The 23,096-nt window shown below is 33.7% G+C and carries 19 protein-coding genes and 1 tRNA gene; 5 read left to right on the top strand and 15 right to left on the bottom strand.

What is annotated here, in order from left to right:
* The 14 genes from N3C60_01980 to N3C60_02045 all read right to left on the bottom strand — a co-directional run.
* A partial coding sequence (locus N3C60_01980) for a hypothetical protein (GenBank protein ID MCX8083670.1) occupies positions 1-431 on the bottom strand: 431 nt, incomplete at its 3' end.
* Positions 428-979 carry a 60S ribosomal export protein NMD3 gene (locus N3C60_01985; GenBank protein MCX8083671.1) on the bottom strand — a complete coding sequence of 184 codons (552 nt, stop codon included), beginning with the start codon at positions 977-979 and terminating at the stop codon, positions 428-430. The genes N3C60_01980 and N3C60_01985, both read right to left, overlap by 4 nt.
* A gap of 8 nt (positions 980-987) precedes the next feature.
* The gene (locus tag N3C60_01990; GenBank protein ID MCX8083672.1) at positions 988-3,873 is read right to left on the bottom strand and encodes a PAS domain-containing protein; all 2,886 of its coding nucleotides are present in this window, start codon (positions 3,871-3,873) and stop codon (positions 988-990) included.
* A gap of 19 nt (positions 3,874-3,892) precedes the next feature.
* Positions 3,893-5,485, bottom strand: coding sequence for a PAS domain S-box protein (locus tag N3C60_01995; protein ID MCX8083673.1), 1,593 nt, complete (start codon positions 5,483-5,485; stop codon positions 3,893-3,895).
* A gap of 26 nt (positions 5,486-5,511) precedes the next feature.
* Positions 5,512-6,540 (bottom strand): EAL domain-containing protein, encoded by a 1,029-nt coding sequence (locus N3C60_02000; protein ID MCX8083674.1) that lies wholly within the window; start codon positions 6,538-6,540, stop codon positions 5,512-5,514.
* 430 nt (positions 6,541-6,970) lie between these two features.
* Positions 6,971-9,487, bottom strand: coding sequence for an EAL domain-containing protein (locus N3C60_02005; protein ID MCX8083675.1), 2,517 nt, complete (start codon positions 9,485-9,487; stop codon positions 6,971-6,973).
* Positions 9,488-9,526: 39 nt separating this feature from the next.
* Positions 9,527-9,829: a hypothetical protein gene (locus tag N3C60_02010; GenBank protein ID MCX8083676.1), complete on the bottom strand. Its 303-nt coding sequence runs from the start codon at positions 9,827-9,829 to the stop codon at positions 9,527-9,529.
* 8 nt (positions 9,830-9,837) lie between these two features.
* A complete protein-coding gene (locus tag N3C60_02015; GenBank protein MCX8083677.1) occupies positions 9,838-10,674 on the bottom strand; it encodes a deoxyribonuclease IV in 837 nt (278 codons plus the stop codon).
* Complete coding sequence (gene fbp, locus N3C60_02020) at positions 10,671-11,675, bottom strand: class 1 fructose-bisphosphatase (GenBank protein MCX8083678.1); 1,005 nt, start codon at positions 11,673-11,675, stop codon at positions 10,671-10,673. The genes N3C60_02015 and fbp overlap by 4 nt, the downstream gene beginning before the upstream one ends.
* 25 nt (positions 11,676-11,700) lie before the next feature.
* Positions 11,701-12,831 (bottom strand): transglycosylase SLT domain-containing protein, encoded by a 1,131-nt coding sequence (locus N3C60_02025; protein ID MCX8083679.1) that lies wholly within the window; start codon positions 12,829-12,831, stop codon positions 11,701-11,703.
* A 20-nt stretch (positions 12,832-12,851) separates the two neighbouring features.
* On the bottom strand, positions 12,852-13,262 hold the full coding sequence (locus N3C60_02030; GenBank protein ID MCX8083680.1) for a hypothetical protein: 411 nt from the start codon (positions 13,260-13,262) through the stop codon (positions 12,852-12,854).
* Positions 13,263-13,323: 61 nt separating this feature from the next.
* The gene (locus tag N3C60_02035; protein MCX8083681.1) at positions 13,324-13,905 is read right to left on the bottom strand and encodes an LPP20 family lipoprotein; all 582 of its coding nucleotides are present in this window, start codon (positions 13,903-13,905) and stop codon (positions 13,324-13,326) included.
* 73 nt (positions 13,906-13,978) lie between these two features.
* Positions 13,979-15,385: a hypothetical protein gene (locus N3C60_02040; GenBank protein ID MCX8083682.1), complete on the bottom strand. Its 1,407-nt coding sequence runs from the start codon at positions 15,383-15,385 to the stop codon at positions 13,979-13,981.
* A gap of 8 nt (positions 15,386-15,393) precedes the next feature.
* Positions 15,394-15,912 (bottom strand): hypothetical protein, encoded by a 519-nt coding sequence (locus N3C60_02045; GenBank protein MCX8083683.1) that lies wholly within the window; start codon positions 15,910-15,912, stop codon positions 15,394-15,396.
* A gap of 116 nt (positions 15,913-16,028) precedes the next feature.
* On the opposite strand from N3C60_02045, the gene N3C60_02050 reads away from it, so the two are divergent.
* The 4 genes from N3C60_02050 (at position 16,029) to N3C60_02065 (ending at position 18,979) form a co-directional block, all read left to right on the top strand.
* Complete coding sequence (locus N3C60_02050) at positions 16,029-16,718, top strand: FecR family protein (GenBank protein MCX8083684.1); 690 nt, start codon at positions 16,029-16,031, stop codon at positions 16,716-16,718.
* Positions 16,719-16,721: 3 nt separating this feature from the next.
* Entirely contained in the window at positions 16,722-17,645 is a 924-nt protein-coding gene (locus N3C60_02055) for a TerC/Alx family metal homeostasis membrane protein (protein MCX8083685.1), read from the top strand.
* 36 nt (positions 17,646-17,681) lie between these two features.
* Positions 17,682-18,884 carry an HD-GYP domain-containing protein gene (locus N3C60_02060; protein ID MCX8083686.1) on the top strand — a complete coding sequence of 401 codons (1,203 nt, stop codon included), beginning with the start codon at positions 17,682-17,684 and terminating at the stop codon, positions 18,882-18,884.
* Positions 18,884-18,979: transfer RNA gene (locus tag N3C60_02065), tRNA-Sec, on the top strand. Before N3C60_02060 ends, N3C60_02065 begins: the two co-directional genes overlap by 1 nt.
* Position 18,980: 1 nt before the next feature.
* On the opposite strand, the gene N3C60_02070 is transcribed toward N3C60_02065, so the two are convergent.
* Positions 18,981-22,148 carry an EAL domain-containing protein gene (locus N3C60_02070; GenBank protein MCX8083687.1) on the bottom strand — a complete coding sequence of 1,056 codons (3,168 nt, stop codon included), beginning with the start codon at positions 22,146-22,148 and terminating at the stop codon, positions 18,981-18,983.
* A gap of 149 nt (positions 22,149-22,297) precedes the next feature.
* Here N3C60_02070 and N3C60_02075 point away from each other — a divergent pair, with 149 nt between their 5' ends.
* Positions 22,298-23,083: an IclR family transcriptional regulator gene (locus tag N3C60_02075; protein ID MCX8083688.1), complete on the top strand. Its 786-nt coding sequence runs from the start codon at positions 22,298-22,300 to the stop codon at positions 23,081-23,083.
* Positions 23,084-23,096: the final 13 nt, after the last annotated feature.

The following is a 23,096-nucleotide window of genomic DNA, read 5'->3' on the forward strand; positions in this document are numbered from 1 at the left end:
TACTCTATCCTGCCGTTTTTATCGGTGATAATGATTTCCACCGTAGCATTTTCAAGAATCTGATGAAGAATAAGGGAATTTCTCTTCAAATCTAAATCATCCGTAATATCAGAAAAAATCATAAAATACTTATATTTAACCTTTTTCAGTAGAACAGAAAAAGTTCTTATTCCTCGATTTGTTTCTAATCTTTCTATCGTTTTAAAATCTGACACTTTTTCCATGATTTTACCAATTAAAGGACAAGAACAAAAAGCTAAAGATGGATGTATTTTATCATGTAAATCTCTCATAGTCTTTATCTCATCTTTATCAAAACCAAACAAAGTATCAAAAGCTTCATTAATATACAACACTTCTAAACTATCATCGAAAACAACGATAGCTTTATCAAATAAATCCAACAGTTCATAACTATTTATTTTTTTCATACAACACTCTCCAATTGAGATCTTACACAGTCATTACATATAATATCCACAATGGAAGAAAGTGGAAAGTAAAAGTATTTTACAGCTTCTTCAACATCGATCCATCTGTTCTTGTATAAAAACCTATTACATATAGAACATCTTGTAACCTTTAGATAAAACTCGTTATAAAAGTTCAGACATATTGGTTGAACAATTTTTTCAATTTTAACAATATAATGATCCAATCTTATCAAATTGTTTTCTAAAAGATATATCTTCATCTTCATAAATCTCTTTACTTCTGGGCTATCGCATCTGTAGTCCCTTATCACAGGTTTACCTGAAATTTTAGCTAAGTTTAAAAGGGATTCAAACCACATCCTGATATGATCTCCTGTAATAAAGTCAAAAATACTTTTTCCTAATACATTTTCCTTTAACACATGGAAATTGCCACAGTTTTCGTATACCATAAGGTCCCACCGGGAACCCACTTCTATAATTTTCATGTCCCTATCCAAAACATAACTATTTTGGATCTCATTCAAACCATTCAAATCATCCATTCCAACCCCTATTTATTAGACATATCAGTAATCGTACCAACCACTCCGATAATTTTATTCCCATCATATACTGCATTACCAGTAGTTTTTACAACAATTTCCTCACCAGTATATTTTTTAAATGGAACAACAAGATCATAAGCCACCCCTTCCCTTACACATCTTTTAAAAGCCTCCATAATATCGTCAGCCCTATCCCCATAGCATATCAGTGATCTTTCTATATATGTCATTGGGTCACTACCAAAATATCTTTTTTCTAATCCATGAATTGCATAAACCTCATCCGTCCAAAACATGGTATTATGAACAATATCGTAATACCAGCCCCCTACCTTAGAAATCTTCTGGGTTGCTTTGATGATCTGATCCCTTATAGAGATGGATTCGTACAACTTTTTATACTGTGTAATATCAATAAATGTAACAACAAGCCCATGATTTCTGGGAATATCAGCCAAAAAAGGCATTATTCTCATCAGAAAATAATTGTTAGAGCTTGTTTTCACCTCATACTCCTTTTGACCAAAATCGCTTAACGCTGTCTTAAAAAGTTGATAAGGATCAACATCCTCAATAAAATGAGATATATGGGTAATTGACCTACCCACATCCAGTTCTATTACTTTAAATATTTCCCTGATTTTAGGAGAAAATTTTCTAATTTTTAGCTCCAAATCCAACATCAATATACCAATTGCAGAGGATGTAAGAAGGTTATCCAGATCGTTTTGTAATTCCGTAAGTTCAAGTATCTTTGATTGTAGTTCGTTATTGACTGTATAGAGTTCTTCATTGGTTGACTGGAGCTCTTCATTTGTAGATTGTAATTCTTCATTACTTGCTAAAAGTTCTTCATTTGTTGCCTGTAGTTCTTCATTGGAAGTCTCAAGTTCCTCAATAGTTGCCTGAAGATTTTCTTTTGTTATTTGGAGTTCATTCTCAAGATCCTTAATCCTCTCCTCCACATGTGATGGTATCTCCAAACTGACCTGGTCATCGAAATGGACATCTTTATGAACCATATCAAGATTCGATAAAACAATAAGACAGTATTGCTCCTTTTTATATCCAGTAAAAGGGAACATATCTATTAATACAGTCTTCTTTTTATTCTTTTTATGGAGTATTTTACGATACTTCAGCCTTTTGTTCGATTTAAAACACTTTTTTACACCGTTTACTATTGGAATTGATAGATCCCTCGTAGTAATTTTTTCCAACTCAATGACAGGCTTTCCTTTGGGCATGGTAAAGTAGTTGGATAGATTCCCCTCCATATACATGACATCCATAGCACTATTAACAATAACTAAAGCATCAAAATAGCCATTGCTAAGCTGGGATAATGTCATTTCAAGCAATTTTTCATTCTCTTCAGCAGTATAATATTTTAACCTATCCAGATTTGTTCCTATTCTTCTTGTACCATTCAGGGGAGATTTTTCGATATTATAGTCAATGGTTACCTTAGGAGCACCGAGAGATTCATATATCTTCAGTTTAGGATCCATAATATCAAATAATTCTGGGAGATCACCAATGGTTTCACTATTACCCAATAGAAGCACACCATGGGTTTTCAAGGAGAAGTGAAAGTTTCTTAAAACCTTTAACTGGGTCTCAGGCTTTAAATATATCAAAAGATTTCTACAACTAATAAAAGATATATTAGTAAAAGGTGGATCTTTTATGAGATTATGTTCTGCGAAAACTATAGATTCCCTTACAGATCGTGTAATAACAAACTGATTACCTTGTTTTATAAAATATTTACTCAAATAGTTCACAGGCACATCTGCAGTAATACTCTCCGGATAAGCTCCCACGGCTGCAAACTGTAAAGCCCTTTTATCAATATCTGTGGCAAATATTTTAAGTTGCTTGATGATATTGAGCTTTTCCATAACCTCTTTAAAGATTATTGCTATGGAGTAAGCCTCTTCTCCAGTGGAACAACCAGCTACCCACACCCTTATCTCTGCATCAGGTATACGGTTTAAAAGATCTGGAATTACATCCTGTTCCAATTTCAAGAAAACCTCTGTATCCCTAAAAAAACTCGTAACACCTATTAAAAACTCTTTGAAAAGTATTGCCACCTCAGAGGGGTTTTTATACATGTAATTAAGATAATCGGATATATCTTCTAACTTATTAATGGACATCCTTCTTTCAAGCCTTCTTGTAATGGTAGATGGCTTATAATAGGAAAAATCCACTCCATGACTTGTTTTTATCAAAGAGAAAATTTTGTTTAATATCTCTTCATCAGTCACTACTCTGTCTTGATCCACTTTTATAAAATTCGTTGGATATTCAAGCATAGAAATAATCTGCTTTGGCATATCTGATGGTTTCATTATGAAATCCACCAATCCTGTGGAAATCGCAGCCTTTGGCATCCCATCAAATTTTGCAGTGGTTTCATCCTGAACAAATATTATACCGCCATGCTGTTTGATAGCTCTTATCCCCCTTACTCCATCACTACCTGTTCCGGACAAAATTATCGCTATAGCTTTTTCGCCTTGATCTTCAGCCAATGAACGTAAAAAAAGGTCTATGGGGAAATTAAGGCCACCTGAATAGTTTGGCTCGTTTAATACAAGCCTACCTTGACTGATCGTTAGATTCTTTTTAGGAGGAATAAGATAGATATTTCCGGCCTCCACCAGCATACCATCTTCAGATTTATGTACAGGGATGTTGGTTTTTTTTGAAAGTATCTCCGCCATCATACTTTTATAGTCAGGAGAAAGATGCTGGATAATAATTATGCCGAAATTATTTTTTTCTGGCATATTTGTAACAAATTGCTCAATAGCCTCTAATCCACCAGCTGAAGCACCAATTGCAATATAATAATCTGGCATCTTAATATCTTTGTTCATTCCATCACCCCATCAAACATTATTCTACTATTGGCAAATACAATTCCACAATAGTCCCTTCATTGACCTTTGACTCCAGTTCCACAAAACCACCATGCTGTTCCATAATCCCCAATACCTCAGACAAACCCAGTCCAGGAGATGTATGCATAAATTTTGTAGTAAAAAACGGCTCAAAAACATTAGGTTTTATATGATCTGGTATTCCGACACCTGTATCTTCAATCTGTATAACAGCAAATTTTCCACAGATATCATTCCTTTGAATATCTTTTACAAATAATCTTACATAGATATCTCCTCCAGTAGGCATAGCCTCCTTTGCATTCTTTATGACATTAAAGATAGCCTGACTTATCATATCCAAATCAGCTTTGACATAATAGTTTATGTCAGGATCAGTCTCCATGATAAGTTTTATGTTGTCAGTTAGAATATGCTTTGAGTAACCGAGTGCAATATTCAAAAGAGGCATTAAATTAACTTTTTTAGGTGTCATAATTGCATTTCTACTAAACTTCATTATAGAATTTATAATATTAGTAGCTCTCAATACAGATTTTTGAATTATCTGGAGCTTTTCCAGATACTCCGGTTTATCTTTGAGATTGTTCGAGAGCTCTTGAGCTATGATGAGAATCGGTGTATTTATATTATTCAAGTGATGTGCTATACCTCCAGAGATGTTTATCAGCGACTTGGCTTTCGCTATACTTTTTTCTTTTTCCTGCAACAAGATCTTCTCTGTAACATCATTTTTTATAGCAACATAATAAATAATATTCCCCCTTTCATCAAGAATTGGGGTTATCTTTGCTTCTTCAGTAAACAGTTCCCCGTTTTTTTTACGATTTATAAAACTCCCTTCCCAAGTCATTTTTTTACTTAAAGTAGCCCAGAGGGATTTATAAGTATCCAAAGGTGTTTTACCTGATTTTATAAAACCAGGATTTCGGCCGATAATCTCATGTTTCGAGTAACCTGTAACATTGCAATAAAAATCATTAACAAAGATTACATTATTGTTCCTATCAGTTATTACAATGGAAACCGGAGCAAGGTCTATGATCTTCATATAAGTATCGATCTTTCTTTGTGACTCTTTTATTTCACTAATATCGGTAACTATAATATTCAAATTATTGCTATATTTATCTCTTTTTCCAGTCACAAGACAACTAAGATAGCCTTTGCCTCTAATAAAACGCAACTCCATGTTCTTACCTTCAGGTTGGGTATAAAAATCTTTATAATTAGCCAAAAAATACCTGTGATCATTACTATGAACAAAATCTATCAACGATTTCCCCTTGATGTCATTACCCACAATTTTTAACATTGTGGAAAAGGTCTGATTATAACTTAATATAATCCCCACTTCATTCAATGTTAGATAACCCACTGGAGCGGAGTTATAAAGATCATAATACTTATTTTTTAGTTCTTCGAGCTCAAGATTAGCCCTTCTTATCTCCTCATTCTGGATCTCCAGCTCCCTTTGATGCACTAACAACTCATAAATGATTGATAACTTATCTTTATGCTCCAAGTTGAGTTCAGATAGATTTATAGAGTCAACTAATTCTTCTGCTTTCTTTCTCAAGTCACTCATAAAAACCTCCGCATCAAAAAAAAGATTTAAGGTGCAGGTTTACCTAAAAAATACCCTTGAGCCAGATCGATATTCAAATCTCTTATGACTTTAAGTTCATCTTCAGATTCTATACCTTCAGCAAGAGTCAATGCTTTTATCTCATGGGATATTAACACTAAAGAGTTAACGATAGCCTTCTTTGCTGTATCGAGATGAATGTTTCTGATAAGCTCCATATCGATCTTTATAATATCTGGTTTTAACTTAGCTAACATATTCAAAGACGAATAACCGGAACCCACATCATCCAGTGCCACCCTAAACCCCATCCCTTTATAAAAATCAAATATGCTCTTTAAATGTTCAATATTTTCTACTCTTTCACTTTCCACCACTTCAAAAACAATCTTTTCAAAATTATAACCCAGATTAACTGCTGCTTCAATTGTATCTTTTAAACAATATTCAGGATTATAGATGGAAGTCGGTGTGAAATTTATAAAAATATTAGCATCCAACCCTTTTGATTTAGCATTCTTTAGGGCACTGATACGACAGAGCCTATCAAGGTTAAAAATCAGCTCTGTTTTTCTTGCGGATTCAAACATAATATTTGGTGGCATGATACTACCATCGATCTTTCTCCCCCTTGACAAACACTCATAAGCATAAACTGTATTAGATCTAATATCAAATATAGGTTGAAAATAAGTAACAATAGATTGATTATCTAAAATCGAGATAAGATCTTTTGAATAACATAGATTTATCCAATAACTAAAAGATTTTGCCTTTCTATAGGAACTAAAAATGGGTGTTTCATGGGGCTCTAAAACAAGTGCAGATATATTTTCCAACTCCATCTGGTTGAAGATCTTTGAAGTAGCAATATTATCTATAAATTCGCTAAATATACCCATAAGTTCTACGTATTCACCATAATGAACAATCTGAAACTGACCTGAAAAATTATCATAAAACTTTTTTAACATATAATCATGATTGGCAAAAACAAGTATCTTAACTACACCCTCAGGCAGATCTGGTGTTTTTGTACACTTATCACAACCCATATAAACCCCGTTTTTTATATGTTTAATATTTATTATATCACATAAATAATAAAATTAAAATAGGGTCATGTAAATTTCATTTTTTAAGGATATACAAAGTTATCAATACACCAATTAGTATTAAAAGGATTAACACCGGGATATACCTAAAAGTAAAAAAGATCGATACCGATAAACTTAACCACAATAAAACAACAATTTTTATCTTAGTAGTTCTATTTAAGCCTCTATTAAGTCTTATGTACCCTCCCCATACAGGATGAGATACCAACCAACTATGCAACTTTTTAGAACTTCGAGAAAAACAGAAAACAGCAACCAATAAAAAAGGGACTGTAGGCATAATTGGTAAAAAGGCACCTATTATACCTAAAAAGAGTGATACAAAACCAACAGTTAAATATAAAAGTCTTTTAACATCAAAAATCATCTACTTAGGTAAATGGGGCTGTGGTTTTCCTATATAGTACCCTTGAGAATATGTTATACTAAGTTTTTTCATTTCATTTAATAGTTCTTCATTTTCCACATACTCTGCGATGGTTTTTATATCAAACTCCTTAGCAATCATACCAAGTGTCTTAACCAAAACATAATCCTTACTATCTTTCAAAATATTTCTTACAAACTCACCCTCTATCTTGATAAAATCTACAGGAAATCTTCTCAGATACTGGAAAGAACAAAATCCAGAACCAAAATCGTCTATGGCAAACTTAAAACCTTCCACCCTTAAATTTGCAATAAACCTTTCCAACAAAGATAGATTTTTTATCGTTTCTCTCTCAGTAATTTCAAAAACCACCTTTGACCTATCAAAATCATACTCTCCAGTAATCCTTAAAACCTCAGGGATAAATTCGCTCATAACAAGGGATCGTGGTGAAAGATTTACAAAAATAAGACCCTTAAAGTTTGATTTCTTCACTTCTATGATAGCGTTTTCCAGAAGAATAATATCAAGCCTGGATATTAAATGAATCTTCTCAGCAATCTCGATAAACTCATAGGCATTCATTGTCCCTTCTGGAGTCTCTATCCTACTTAACACCTCACAACACTCTATTTCACCATTGCTATTTCTCATAATAGGCTGAAAATATGGTATAATCCTTTTTTCATTCACAGCTTTGGTGACTATAATAGTTTTTTCCGTAATAGCTTTTAATACCTCCACCACTTCATTTTGGGTGGGAAGCATGATCCTATTTTTACCTTCATCTTTAGCTTTTTTAAGGATATTATCTGCAAATATAAAAAGATCTTTAGCGTTATCAGCATGATCAGGATATATCGATATACCCGCTGAAATAGTTACTTTGATATCCTTACCATCGTTTGATTTAAAAGTATGGGCACCTATGGTCTCCTGAATCCTCTTGCCAACTGTAAAAGCCTGTTCTTCACCGGCTTCTGGCAATATTGCCACAAACTGATCCCCACTATACCTTGCCAATATATCACCCTTCCTCAAACATTGCCTTATGATAATTGCAATTTCAGAGATTATATAATCACCAACAGCATGAGAATAAGAATCGTTTATATACTTAAAATTATCTATATCTACCAATAGAATAGAAAATTTATAATTATTCCTCGATGCTCTACCCACTTCATACCCTAATACCTCCCAAAAGACCCTTTGATTGAAGAGATTGGTAAGTGGGTCCCTTGTTGTGTAATATTCCAGCTGTTTAGTATACTTGGACATAGCCTTTACTGAACCCACAACATTCATAAGCGTAGCTAAAATACCTTCTATAACCAAACCATTAATGTTATCAGAAGCAAGTTCAGAATGCACCCCTATACCCACCACACCACCTATCTTTGGTGCATCCAATATGAGGGATTTTGTCTGTATAGCTATATCCTCCTCAGTCAATTCTTTTAGATAATCATTTGTATTGGCTATGTTGTGCTCCATGCGAAGATCTGTAACATCACTAAAGAAAGTGGTATTTGACTTAATCTTTTTAACAATAAACTTTTCTGTTATCTCAATAGTTTTAAGAGAAGGTTTTTTAAGCCAGAAAATCTCCAAAGACAAAACCTCATTATCAACTTTAAACAGAGAAAAAATGGCATAGGTCTCCATCAATCTGTTTACTTCTAACAACATATTTTTAACGTTTTCCTTCCAATCCTTTATAACTTCTGAGGTAATAATAAACTTTTCCAGAATCTTAATCTCAAATTCGAGTATATCTTTGTCCACAGCAATAGATTTTATCTTTTGGCTCAGATTATGAATATTTTCAACTACATTATTAAACTCTTCAAATCCAAAATCAATAGGCTCTAAAGAGATCACTTTAAGATCTTTGACTGAACTAATATTGTTTACTATATTACTTAACCTATCAAACTTATTTTTAAGCTTCTTTGAAATATATCTGGATAAAAAGAATGCAAAGATTAAAGGAATAGGGGACAGCAGTAAAAAATAAAAGAACATCTTTCTATTGTAATCGTTGAAAAATGGCTTTAGATCATAGTTTATTGTAAGTATAGCCAATATATCTCCCAGGTTTTCTTTCTTATGACATTTCATACAGCTTTCTGTTAATCTTATTGGATAGGCATACACTATTGAATCTTTATTCCTTTTAAACACCTTATTCTTAGTCTCAAAAGCTATTCTCGCCTCTTCAGATTCTTCAAAGTATTCAAATTTTACTCCATTTCTTTTTGTACCAAAAATTTCGATAACATAAGGGTAATTAAATCGACTACCATCAAACTCTTTTGCAAATCTCTTTAGTTCCCCTTGTTTGAAATCTTTGTTCATTAACTCGATTATAGACCTGTTTAGATTTGAGGATATGATTTCTGAAGTTGTTAAAAAATGTTTTGTAGCTAAATTATAACAGATTAAAAGAGATAAACCTGCAGCAATAGTAAAACCCGCAAAGGATATGAAAAATGTTCCAAACCAGACCAAAAAATTTATAGATTTGAAACTTTTAAATTTTATCGTATGTTACCTCATTCTAATATCAAAAAGATCTATCAAATGCATTGTCTTTAAACTTTTATATAATTCATTAGAGCCAACTCGTATACGAACTTTAACTTTATCATGGTTTATCAACTTCATAAAAAAACCAAGTAACGATGACATGATTGTCTTGGAGTCTTCAAAGTCCACCACAATATCTATAGCACCATTACCAATCAATTCATTAATTGAGTCCCTAATTCTCGCATAATCTTCAATAGTTGATACATCCCCCTTTATACTTATAACATTATTACTACTAACAGTTATCTTCACAGGTTCCATACTACACCTCAAATCTTTCTTAAGCTCTTTAAAACAACAAGCTCTTCTTTATAAGTTTGTTCACCTTTTATTGGTGTTTCAAGTATACCTAAAATTTTTTTAAAACGCAAATCGTTTATTAACCTTTTAAAAAAATCGATACCCAAAAGCCCCTTACCTATAAACTCGTGTCTATCTATTTTACTGCCCAAACTTTTTTTAGTATCGTTTATGTGGATGACCCTTACCTTGTCTCCAAACCTTTCAAATATTTCATCAAATACCTTATCATAATCATCCAACAGATCAAACCCAGCTGAATAAAGATGACAGGTATCAAGACAGACACCTAACCTATCGGAATATCTCGAACTATTTATCAAAAAGTCTATCTCCTCAAGGCTACTACCCAAGTTACTCCCCTGACCAGCTGTTGTCTCAAAAAGCGTCATAACTTTGAAATCCCCATCGGTGTAGATTCTATCGATAAAATTCACTACCCTTTTGAGACCCTCATCAACACCTATACCCAAATGGGAACCAGGATGTATGATGTAGTATGGTATATTTAGTTTATCACAGCGACTAAGCTCATCCTTCATAGAGGCATAAGATTTATCGTATGTGTCCCCCATGGAAGCCATATTTATAAGATATGAGCTGTGGGCACAAACACAATCAGACGGGATTTGCACCCGTCTTAGTTCCAAAAAATATTTTTCAATATCTTCTTCCTTTAGTGGCTTATCAAACCATCTATTTGAACTTTTTACGAATATCTGAACGGACTCAGCACCATCCTCTTGTGCCCTTGTGATACTCTTATAAATACCTCCAGCAATCGATTCATGTGCCCCAAGTATCATTGCAACTCTTTTTTCCAGTACTTAGCAAAGAGCTCCACTTCAAACTTTGAACCGATGATAAGAGGAGTTTTTTGATGTAGATTCTCCGGAACAATATCAAGTATGTTGTTATCACCATCTATGGCCATACCACCAGCTTGTTCCACGATATATGCAAGGGGAGAAGCTTCATACAAAAGACGTAGCTTACCCCTCGGATTTTTACTGTCACCAGGATATAGAAACACTCCACCTTTCAGCAGATTCCTATGGAAATCAGCCACCAATGATCCTATATAACGTGTGGTATACTGCCTCTCTTTTATACTTTTTAGATGTTCCACATACTTTTTGATTCTTTCATCCCATTTATGATAATTTGCCTCATTTATACTATAGATGGAACCACATTCAGGTGTTTTCATATCCTGATGGGATAATAAAAACTCACCTACACTTGGATCAAGAGTAAAACCATTTACACCTCTACCAGTAGTGTAAACGAACATCGTACTGGAACCGTATATTACATAACCAGCCGCCAAAAGGTTTCTACCCGGCTGCATAAAGTCCTGACGGCAACCATCCCCATCAACAGACTGTCTCTTGTAAATACCAAAGATCGTCCCAATACTTATATTCACATCTATGTTACTGGAGCCATCAAGGGGATCAAAAACCACAAGATATTTACCTTTAGGATATTTACTGGGGATACTGATCACATCATCCACTTCCTCAGAGGCCATGGCACAGATCTTACCTGTATGGTCAAGAGCCTGTATCATCTTCTCATTAGCAAACACATCTAATTTTTGTTGCTGTTCACCATGCACATTTGAGGACTCAGCCTTTCCAAGTATATTCACAATACCAGCCTTGTTAACTTCCCTGCTGATTATCTTGGCAGCAAAAGCTATCTGTTCAAGAATCATAGTAAAATCCCCAGTAGCCTCTGGGAAATTCCTTTGCTCTTCCAACAAAAATCTTGACAAATTTGTTACACCGCGTCTTATACTCATAACTTTTTGCTCCTTAAATAAATTTTTACAAATCTTTATAAATCTTCATCCTTTCAAGAACTTTGTTTAAGTATTCAACGCCTCCCCTTGGGGAAAGCTGCTTGTTTATAATATCATAAACTTCATCAGATGACAATTGGTTTATTTTATTAAATGCATTTTTAGGGTTGCCATCATTAGAAAAAACCCTATACACATTTCTCAATCCCACATTATACCCTACAATAGCCACATAAAATCGGCTTTCTGGATTTTTTATATCCCGTAGATAGCTTGACATCATCAGATCAAGGTAGGTAGTTCCAACATTAATATTATTTTCTGGATTATATAAAAAAGATGGTAACAGAATGAGAGGATTACCATAAAGTACCCTGGCTGCATCTTTACCTGCCTGTGTAGGTATTATCTGCATTAGCCCATAAGCTGGTGCTGGTGAAGTAGCCAGAGGGTTAAAATAACTTTCGGTATGGATGATGGCATAAATAAGCTCTGTTTTTAAGTTATATTTCGTAGCATAACGAACAACAATATCTTTAAATTTTTTTGCCTTGTCTTTATCACTTACTTTGATATTTACTGTAAAAGTTGTAACGTATCCACCATTTTTATCCCTTGAAGACTGAATGTTACCAGCATCTACCAACTTGTCCAACTGTTTGCCATCTGCTGGGACAATATCACCAATAACTTTTTGGTCTGTTAACTCCTCTGTTTTTGCTTGTTTTGACTGGGACATTTTTTTTTCTATGTTTATAATAGGCTTATTGTTATTGATAGCATCCTTTATAGACTCATTTAAAATACCTTTTAATTTTTCCTTAATAACAATTTTGTCCTCTTTCGGTGCATCAGATCTATATTGAATTGTGATTTTGTTTTTTTCAAAATCCACTATCGTTCTTGATTTTAAATCAGGGGAATATTCAACCCATTTGTATCTATCAGATATCAGTTGATCCCCCCACTCTTTGAAAACCTCCCGCTTAAATTTGTCAAACTCTTGGACTACTATTTCCAAATATTGCTGAAAATCGTCTTTCACCCCCTTTTTATACTTTTCAAAATCCTCAATCTCTTTAAGAAAATCATCCGCAAAAACGCTAAATGAAATAAATAAACTTACTGAAAAAATTAATATGAAAGATCTTCTCAATCAGACCTCCTGACAGCAATCTATTCCTCACACATCAAAATAAAGATCTCATCATTTTTAGGGTTCATCCAGATTTTATCTATCTTTGCCCTAACTGTTGCCCCGTCAGTAGTCTGAACAGAATAAACATTCATAGATGTTGATGCCGACTGGCTCGTTCCTGACATAAAGGACTCAACCTCAACATTTACTTTTACATTTTTCTGTCTTGCAATCCCCTCAATGCCCCGAGAAACTGCAAGTGCTCTCTGATAAGGTTTGCCACTTACATGGGGTAATGCACTACCCACATAACAGATTTTACCAGATGGAGGGTTACCATATACCCATTCTGGAGCACCAGCATATTCACTTGTAGCAACAGGCTTTGAATGATAGCAGGCCACAGACAAAAATAATGTTAAAAGCATAAAGATATACATATTTTTCATCCAACACCTCATAAAAAAATAGGGCGGCCATTAAGCCACCCTTTCACAGAAATATGTCACATTACTTTTTGGAGCCAAACTCTTTTTCGATCTCTTTATCCATCTCTTCTGTAGCTTTTTTAGCTTGATACAGCTGCCACAGCGCCTGTTCATTCCTCAAGCTTGTGTTCACAGCTTGTTTTACAGCCTGCTTAGCAATATTTGGATCCTGAACTACAAGTACAAAAAGCTCATTACAAGCAGGGGATATCCACTGATTCTTCACCTTGCTACCTTCAATAAGCTGGCTTGAAACCTGCTTTGAGACATTGCTGGCAACTTTATCCACAGTCTGGGCATCACCTATACCAGTTGTCTGGGTAAAGCTTTTAAACATATTATTCACTTTTACACTAATATTTCTTGCCATCTCATCTCTAGCAGCAGCAGTAGCCTCCTGACGAGCAAAACTTATTCCAGCAGGTCCTATCTTTGCAGAACCAAGTCCTGTGATCCCACCTTCCATAGTTGGATCAATAACCCATGCTGGAGCTCCTTCAAAACATGGATTAGCAAGCTTTGGAGGCTGTTTCTTATCGGCACAACCGGACAAAACAAACATACCAAAAGCAAACACTAAAGCTAAAAGATAAAATCTTTTCATAAAATTCCCTCCATTTTTATTTGGAACTTCCTTAATATAATTTTAAAGGCCATATTTTATTTGTCAACCTTTTTTAAAAAATAATTTTAGGCGCAACATTCTTAAATTGAGGCATAGCCATACCAACACTGGCATTGATGTAAGTTGGATCACTTACAACATATATTTTATCATTATACTGCACCCTATCCCCAGCCACATTTTCATTAAATCTCACACCGGTCGCTATATGCCCGGGATATTCCAACAGAACAACTTCAAGACCTAATATCTTCCTTACAAGATAAGAAAACAAGATAGATCTATCTTCACAATCGGAGTAGGGATAATATACAGTTTCATCTGGCAAAAGATATTTTTCATATCCAAAATTATCCTGATCCGTTTTATATTCAAAGGCAGTCTGGACAAACCTTAACAAAATATTTACAGCCTCAACCTCACTCTTACCCTCTACAACCCTTCTAAGCCCTTCCACAACAGAGGCAACCACCATCCCAGAAACATCGGCTTTGTGATAAACCGACAGTTCTGTTTGGGGAAAATCTTCATAAAACTTTACATTTGATAAGTTATAATATACTGGGAACTCATATCTTTTACCATCATAACTAAATGATAAAACCTTTGATTTTATAATCTGATCTATACTCTGCTTTTCTATCATGAAAGAAAAGTATGATTTAGATTCTTGATGATTCCCAGAGTAACTATACAGACCTTTTACCTCTCTCCCATCTGTCCAAAGCAGATAATACCTAACATTACCAAATCTAAAAAAGGCTGAGCCATAAATCATCTGATTTGCTGGAACCATCATATAGACAGCTTCTTTGTTAAAACCTATTTTTACATCATACCCCAATTTAGAAAGGAGAAACCAGGAAAGGATTATTTTTGAGTTATAATCGCTTGGGTAGACACCATTCGAAATAGTTTTAGTAAACTTGAAATACCCCCAGTCATCAAAATTCATTTTTTTACCTACTCTACGCATCTCTTCAGCCAATTCCAAAAATCTACCAGTTGCCATCATCTTCCATGCTTCTGCGATCTTTTCGCCTGTTATTGGTTTTTCTATTAGCACATTTTTTGGGTAAGTTTTAAGGTCAATTTTATATAAATTAATTTCAAGCTCTTCTTGTTTCGGATCTGATGTTACTTTTACTTCACTTCCTTTGGACCTAATTCCATCATCTAAAATACTACCTGTTATTTTTGTTTTCATTTCGGTGGTAAGCTCGTTACCTTTTTTATTTAATACAGGTGGTGTTTTGATTTTGGGTTTTTCATCCCTTTTAACTGCAGCAAATGCTTTAAACTCCTCCCATGATGTTTTTAAGTACTCATAAAACTCCTTATCAGCCTGACTCTTAAACTCTTCAAAACCACCCAACTCCTTTTTTAAAAACCCTTTAAAACCATCATCCGCATAAACCCCACTAACAAAAAGAAAAAATATTACTACCAACAACCTCATGCTACACCTCATTTTGCAGGAGAACTTTCTAATTCATCAAAAGCTTCATCTGCCCTTTTGTGGGTGAGCTTCTTCCTAATCATATCGATTCTTTCTTTTTCATACTCGATGATAGTATTCTTATCCACACAGCCCCTGACAAAAGTAATATTAACTTTTTTAACGTATTCTATATTACGAAAATCTATATTCTTATTTACGAATATATGTAAATCATCATCCTTCACAAAGCTCTTTACAAAAGCTTTTTCAGATTTGTTCTCCAGATTACGATAATTATCATACACAACTATCTCCATTATCTCATTAATTTTTGATATCATCATCTTCTTAGCCTTATCCTTCGCTATATCTACAGATTCAAGCCCACCTTCCTGATATGTGGAAACACACACATAAGCAGATTCCGGCTTGTGAAACCAACTTGGAGCCCCTTGAATATTAACATCAGAATAGACAAGCATTTTGGAAAAAAGAAATGAAGATAAGGTCTTAACCAAAGAAACTGCTATGGCTTCTAAGAACATAAATACCCCCTTAATATACTATCCTTAAATTAATTATACCCCCATCAACTTTTTTTACAATATTTTTATTGAAAAAAAAATCTCAACAGCTATAATGGCACTATAAGGGGGTGTATATGAAAAAACTAATAACGCTTGCGTTCATACTTTTCCTTACCCTTCCTCTTTACGCCCAAAACAACGCGGGCAATATAGAAAAAGTAGAAGGAAAAGTGATTGCCTATCCATCTGGGGCTGTCAAAGGTGTTACGGCTAAAGAAGGTATGATACTTAAAACAAAAGACACGGTGAGAACTTTTCAGAAATCCAATGCTTTTGTCAAGTTTATTGATAACTCAAAAATAGTCCTAACAGAGAATTCAATTTTGACCATCAAAGACACTTCAAGTCTAAATCTCAAAAATGGTAAAGTGGTTTTTGACATTCAAAAACAGGGTGACAAAGAAGGGATCAAAATAGCCACCAAAACAGCGATAATCGGAGTAAAGGGGACAAAGTTTCTCATAGATATCGATAAAGATGGTATAGATGTCATCCTCAAAGAGGGTGAAATATCTGTAAAAGCAGTTAAAGGGGAATTTAAAAGATACTTAGAAAAAGAGGAAGAGGATTTTAATAAATTTGTGAAAGAGACAAAAGAGGATTATGAAACATATAAAAAGAAGATAGAAGAGGAATTTGTCGAGTTTGTAAAAGAATTTACAATGAAAAATGAGATGGGTGTAAGTATAAAAGGTAACGAAGTAAGAAAAATAAAAGATCTATCAGAGTTCGATGATGAGTTTGATCTATTGAATAAGTTTTAAGTTATGCATCATACCTTAGGCTGGGTAGTTTTTACTCTCATTATTCTCGTATTACTTTTATTAGATTTAGTTATATTTAACAGAAAAGCCCACGTAATAACCTTAAAGGAGTCCCTTGCATATAGCTCCATGTGGATAGCTATCGCCTTTGTATTTAACATAGGTTTATATTATTTTAATGGTGATAAACAGGCGATTGAGTTTCTCACTGGATATATCATAGAAAAATCCCTTAGTATAGACAATATCTTTGTTATGATTCTAATTTTTCAGACCTTTCAGATACCTTCAGAATACCAACATAAAATTCTTTTTTTAGGTATTATAGGAGCAATTATTTTAAGAGCTATAATGATATTTGTGGGTATCAGTTTAGTGGAGAGATTTCATTTTATATTTTACATCTTTGGTTTATTGTTAATATTTAATTCTATAAAAATGGCTTTTAAAAAGGAGGAAGAGGAGATAGATTTTGAAAGTAAATGGTTCTTTAAAAGAATAAAAAATATTTACCCCATAGCCAACAATACAAAAGAAGGAAGGTTTTTTGTATTATTAGATGGTAAGAAACATGCTACACAAATACTCATTGCCTTACTGGTAATCGAGTTTAGTGATATTATGTTTGCAATGGATTCTATCCCTGCAATATTTGGAATAACTACCGATCCATTTATCGTCTTTTCATCAAATATATTTGCCATCTTAGGGCTAAGATCCCTTTATTTTGCTTTGGCTGGCATAATGGGTATATTTCATTTTATAAAGTATGGTCTTAGTATCATTTTGGGTTTTATAGGTGTTAAAATGTTGATTGCTAATATAATTCATATACCAACCATCATATCCCTTATCACAATAATAGCTGTACTAAGTATATCTATCCTTTTTTCACTGCTATTTCCCAAAGTGATTGAAAATAAGTGATTGACTTTTTACTGCTAAAAATTTATCAAACACTCTATGATTAGAATTCATGTGGATGAACTTAAAATTGGTGATAAAGTTATAAAACTCGATGAAAGCTGGCTTAACACACCATTTCTTTTTCATAGATTTACAATAAAAAACTGGGACGACATTAAAAAACTAAAAGACAACAATATCGATTATGTATACATAGAAAAAAGGTGTGAAGATAACCTTTTTAAAGAGATTATCCAAGAAAACATAGAAAAGTTAGAAGAGATCCAAAAAGAAGAATTACCCAAGCATTATATAGATTATCAAAACATCACCAAAGCCGCAGAAATTTACGAACTATCGGTAAAGATTATGAGATCCGTTATGGATGATATAAGATCAGGTAAGCTATTTGACGATACCGGTGTAAGATTAGTCGCTGATAAAATCACAGAACTTACGATAAAAAAAGGGGATCTATTAAGCAGTGTAGCAAAATTAAAAACCTATGATGAATATACATTCCAACACTGTGTAAACGTATCTGTGTTTGCTACCTCATTGGGCAAACTAATGAATCTATCCCCAAAAGAACTCAAAATGTTAGCCACCAGCGCTCTTTTACATGATACAGGTAAGATGTTAGTACCAAAAGAGGTTTTGAACAAACCAGGAAAACTTACCGATGACGAATTTAAGATCATGAAAAACCACGTAATCTTGGGTTATGATTACCTAATAAATAACGGTATGATCAAAGATAACCTAAAGATTGTTATAGAACACCATGAACGATACGATGGTAGTGGATACCCCTATGGTTTGAAAGATCCTGATATCTCAATCTTTGGGAAAATAGGTGCTGTTGTGGACATCTACGATGCCATAACAAGTAACAGAGTCTATCACAAAGGCATGGAACCTCCATCAGCTTTAAAAATGATGTTTAAGTGGACAGATACCCATATAAACAAAAAGGTATTTGAATTTTTCATCACCCACATAGGTATTTATCCAGTAGGAACATTAGTATTGCTTAATACCAATGAACTTGGTATAGTAGCCAAAATAACTACAAATCCCACTGCCCCAATCGTAGCAATATTTAAAAACCCAAAAGGAGAGGATATACCTATCTATCTTCATGACCTCTCCAAAAAGAGCATATTAAACAAAAAGATAATAGGACCAGTAAATCCAGAAAAGGTGGATATTTCCCAAGAGATATATAGCTTAATAGAAAAAATAAACGAACAAAATTAGGAGACGGTTGGGTGGCTGGTGCCCCTCGGAGGCTTCAAACCTCGACTGTTTCGCCAAAAGCGAAAGGAAGGTTCGATTCCTTCACGTCTCCGCCAATCAAATGCTTAGCTTTCTTCTCAACTCTCTGCTAAAATCATCCCAGTTAGTGGTTTTTAGCTGCTTTTCATCTATCGGCTTGGAGAAAAGGTAGCCCTGCACAATTTCACAACCATGTCTTCTAAGATAATTAAACTGCTCTTGTGTTTCAACACCCTCTGCAAGGGTTGTGTATTGAAATCTGTTTGCAAGCTCTATAATAGCCCTTACAAAAGAAGTGTCCCTTTCAGTTTTAAACATCTCCCTAATAAAGGATATATCTATCTTAATAATATCACAAGGCATCTGCTTTAGTCGCAAAAGGGAAGAATAGCCAGTTCCAAAGTCGTCGATAGCTATTTTAATATGATTTCTTCTCTTAAAATCCAAGAAATCATCGCCAAATAAATCTATATTATCGTTTAACTCCCTCTCTGTAATTTCAATAGTTATCTTTTCTACACTTTTCATTGATAGATTTCTGAATTTCTCAAAAAACCTTTTTGAGTCCAGATTTTTAGCTGAAAGATTGACTGAAAAATCGTAACCTGTTTCCTCAATAATCTTGTTTACTTCACCCATCAACCAATCTTCAAAATTATCAAGGAATACAGATTGTTCCAATTGATCTATAAAAACATTAGGATATAAAATATTACCTTCCCTGTCATACATTCTGATCAAGGCCTCAAAACCAGCTAATGATAGATCCCGGGCAAAGAAATAAGGCTGGAAATGCAATACAAATCTCTTTTCCTCTATTGCATTTGATATAAGACTCTCCACCATTAAAAACTTTTCAGCTTCATTCTCAAGATCAACATCATAAAACCTGAGATTATTCTCATCTTTCCTAATCTTTGAAAGTGTAAGGGAACATTTATTTAATATATCATTAACATCTTTTCCATCATATGGGTATAAAACAACAGCAATCTTAGAAACAACAGCAATAGACACGTCATCAATAACAAAGTTTCTTTTGAAAAGGCTGTCGATCCTATCAACAATCTTAAAGATATTTTCCCTTTTCTTAATGTTTGCCAAAAAAACTCCAAAATCATCTCCCCCTATTCGTGCAATAAAATCCCTTTGTTTTAGAATTCTTTTCAACTCTTCAGCAATAGCAATCAAAAATTTGTTACCAAAATCATATCCATACTTATTATTTATATAACTCATATTTACAATATCTATCATAACAACAGCAGAAATACTCTCTGGGTTTAGATGAAGAAATTCTTTTATCTTTGTAGTAAAACCTAAAAAGTTGAAAGCTTTAGTCAGATGATCCTCGTACCTCAATCTTTCCATTTCATGTTTTAACATAATTTCGTCTGTGATATTCTTACCTATAAAAACAAACCCCTGGATAGTATCCTTTTTTACGATTGGTAGAATTGACGCATCCAAATAAAAGAACTCCCCATTCTTAGTCTTATTTATAAAAATAGCATCAAACTGTTCCCCTTTATATATCTTAGAATATAAGTTATTGTAAAAATCAATCCCCATCTTATCAGACTTAAAAACAGATGGCTTTTTCCCTATTATTTCAGATTCAGAAAAACCTGAAATTTTAGTCACCGAATCGTTGATAAAAATTATTCTGCTTTCCTTGTCTGTAATAAAACAGAAATCTTTGGATGATTTAATCGCATTATAGAAGGAAATAGCTCTAAAATTTTTATCAAGTCTATCAAGTGTAAAGGTAACATCCCTCTTAAGCTCTTCCATCAAAATAGATAGCTCATTTAAATAATCTAAGTATTTATCAGCATGTATTTCAATAATCGTATCCAAAACCCCATTCAAAAAAACAGGCACATTGAAAATAAGCCCTTTTATTTCACTTAACTCATTAGATACAATATGTACACTTACTTTGTCATCATCTGTCTTAAATCTATCTATAGTTTCTATCGGACAACCAAAACTATATTCTAATGGGGTGGAAGAGTTATTAAAAGATATAATCTTGCAGAAATTAAAACCCATCTGTTCCACAATCATTACCTTTAAACGATTAAAAAGCTCTTCTCTATCCTCAGAATAGATTATGAGATGGTTAATCTCTTTAATAGTATGGAAGAGCTTTTCAAGAAATACTCTTCTACTTATATTTATAAAAATAAAAACACCTGATGGCGAACCTTGAAAGATAATTGTGGATGCAAAACCCATCACATCAATTTTTTTACCAGTAGAAGTGATCATCTTAATATGGGAATACGTCGTATCAAAAAACTCACCGGAAGTTCTTCTTGTAACATTTTTTTCCACTTCCTTAACCAATTCAGAATCAAAAACAGCAATAGTTTCAAGATTATTTATATATTTATAATCATGATATTCTAACAACTGTTTGGCATATTTATTCAGATATTTAATATATTTTCCGTAAATCAACACACCCACGTTTGAGACCTGATCAAGGGCATTGAAAAAACTTCTATAATTTCTGAAATCAAATATCCTCTCTCCGATACTGTTTAATCTATCCAGGAATTTAAACTCATAACCGATCTCCACAAGTCTGTCGGAACCAAGTTCTTGTAGTATCTTTTGCCCCCTTTCATCATTGTGCATATTAGATAGTATCTCTTTTATTTTTTCCTCAAATACCCTATCCCCATCTTTTACCATAAAAGAATGAAATATACCCATCCCAAACTCTAACAAAATCTCTGTGCTCTCTCTGAAGTCAGCAGACAGCTTGGTATAAGTATCTTTACGGGTTATGGCAACATCCACTTCACCATTAATGAGGGCATTATGAATCTCTGCAAGATTTGAATAAATTTTAAAATCTATTTTATCTATATCAAACCCTATTTTTTCCAACTCCAACAATGTAGAATAAATAACCCTAAGGGGGACAATCCCCACTCTGATAAAATGCTTATCTTTTTTAAAACCTCTTTTTGAGATATAATACACTGTATCCCATTGATTATTAAACCTAAGAAATGGTTTATAACCCCTTTGAAGTAAAACAAAAATTGTCTCTGGATTTTGGAATACCAGATCATAATCTTCTTCACTTGATCTTACTTGTTCCTCATAAAAGCTTGAGAATGTGACAAGCTCAAACTTTTCCCCATAGTAATAGCTCAAATAATCAGCAAACTCTCTCCAGATTACAAGATCCTCATTCGTATGGTGAAAGCATACAGCAAAGGTTTTCATATAAAAGTTATATATTTTTTTGAAACGATTATCAATATAAAATAAAAGATTCCAATTAAATTTTACAAAACTATTTTTCAATATTTTCTTATTGATTTATTTATAAAAAAATGTTTTAATAATAAAAATGATATTATCAAGGAGATCATATGGTAACTAAGAATACTCCAAAATTGGTACAATCTGTTGCCCATGTTTTGCAACTTTTTGAGGTTTATAGGACAGCTGATCAAAAAGAGGAGTTTGGTGTTACAGAGTTAAGTAAGCTTTTAGGACTTCACAAGAACAACGTATTTCGCCTTTTGGCTACATTAGAAGCAAGGGGCTACATAGAGCAGAACAAAGCAACAGAAAACTATAGACTTGGCATAGAGATCTTTGATCTCGGGCAAAAATATTTAAACAAGCTTGGGCTTTTAAAACTTGCAAGACCCTTTATGGAAAAGATCGTATCCGAGATCAATGAATCTGTCTATATCGGTATACTCAAAGATGGTGCCGTCGTTTATCTTGACATAGTTGAGGCATCCCAAACAATTAGAGTCGTATCCCGAGTAGGTAAAGACGCCCCCGCATACTGCACAGCTATAGGTAAAATACAGTTAGCTTACGCTTCAGAAGAGGAACTAAATAAGATGTACATGGGTGCTAGACTAAAAAAATACACCGACAAAACGATCACATCTTTACCTGAGCTTAAAAAACATCTTAAGGTGGTTGCAGAAAACGATTATGCCATCGACGATGAAGAGTTTGAAGAATCTGTGAGGAATGTAGGCGTTCCTATAAAAAACTATGAGGGTGTCTCAGTAGCAGCAATAAGCGCCACTGGCCCAGTTTGCAGAATGACACCGGAAAAAATAGAAAAGGAGGTCCTCCCTGTTTTAAAAAAATACGCAAGAGAGATCTCAAAAAGGTTAGGCTATCAAGGGTAAAAAATAGGGGGCT

It is taken from the genome of Calditerrivibrio sp. (assembly GCA_026415135.1).
Lineage (GTDB): Bacteria > Chrysiogenota > Deferribacteres > Deferribacterales > Calditerrivibrionaceae > Calditerrivibrio.

Excerpts from the sequence above, each read along its gene's own strand:
- N3C60_02000 (MCX8083674.1), bottom strand. The coding sequence starts at position 6,540 with ATGGGTTGTGATAAGTGTACAAAAACACCAGATCTGCCTGAGGGTGTA.
- N3C60_01990 (MCX8083672.1), bottom strand. The coding sequence starts at position 3,873 with ATGAACAAAGATATTAAGATGCCAGATTATTATATTGCAATTGGTGCT.
- N3C60_02045 (MCX8083683.1), bottom strand. The coding sequence starts at position 15,912 with ATGTTCTTAGAAGCCATAGCAGTTTCTTTGGTTAAGACCTTATCTTCA.
- N3C60_02040 (MCX8083682.1), bottom strand. The coding sequence starts at position 15,385 with ATGAGGTTGTTGGTAGTAATATTTTTTCTTTTTGTTAGTGGGGTTTAT.
- N3C60_02055 (MCX8083685.1), top strand. The coding sequence starts at position 16,722 with ATGCATCATACCTTAGGCTGGGTAGTTTTTACTCTCATTATTCTCGTA.
- N3C60_02030 (MCX8083680.1), bottom strand. The coding sequence starts at position 13,262 with ATGAAAAATATGTATATCTTTATGCTTTTAACATTATTTTTGTCTGTG.
- N3C60_02075 (MCX8083688.1), top strand. The coding sequence starts at position 22,298 with ATGGTAACTAAGAATACTCCAAAATTGGTACAATCTGTTGCCCATGTT.
- N3C60_02035 (MCX8083681.1), bottom strand. The coding sequence starts at position 13,905 with ATGAAAAGATTTTATCTTTTAGCTTTAGTGTTTGCTTTTGGTATGTTT.
- N3C60_02015 (MCX8083677.1), bottom strand. The coding sequence starts at position 10,674 with ATGATACTTGGGGCACATGAATCGATTGCTGGAGGTATTTATAAGAGT.
- N3C60_01985 (MCX8083671.1), bottom strand. The coding sequence starts at position 979 with ATGGATGATTTGAATGGTTTGAATGAGATCCAAAATAGTTATGTTTTG.
- N3C60_02060 (MCX8083686.1), top strand. The coding sequence starts at position 17,682 with ATGATTAGAATTCATGTGGATGAACTTAAAATTGGTGATAAAGTTATA.
- N3C60_02010 (MCX8083676.1), bottom strand. The coding sequence starts at position 9,829 with ATGGAACCTGTGAAGATAACTGTTAGTAGTAATAATGTTATAAGTATA.
- N3C60_01995 (MCX8083673.1), bottom strand. The coding sequence starts at position 5,485 with ATGAGTGACTTGAGAAAGAAAGCAGAAGAATTAGTTGACTCTATAAAT.
- N3C60_02050 (MCX8083684.1), top strand. The coding sequence starts at position 16,029 with ATGAAAAAACTAATAACGCTTGCGTTCATACTTTTCCTTACCCTTCCT.
- N3C60_02070 (MCX8083687.1), bottom strand. The coding sequence starts at position 22,148 with ATGAAAACCTTTGCTGTATGCTTTCACCATACGAATGAGGATCTTGTA.
- fbp (MCX8083678.1), bottom strand. The coding sequence starts at position 11,675 with ATGAGTATAAGACGCGGTGTAACAAATTTGTCAAGATTTTTGTTGGAA.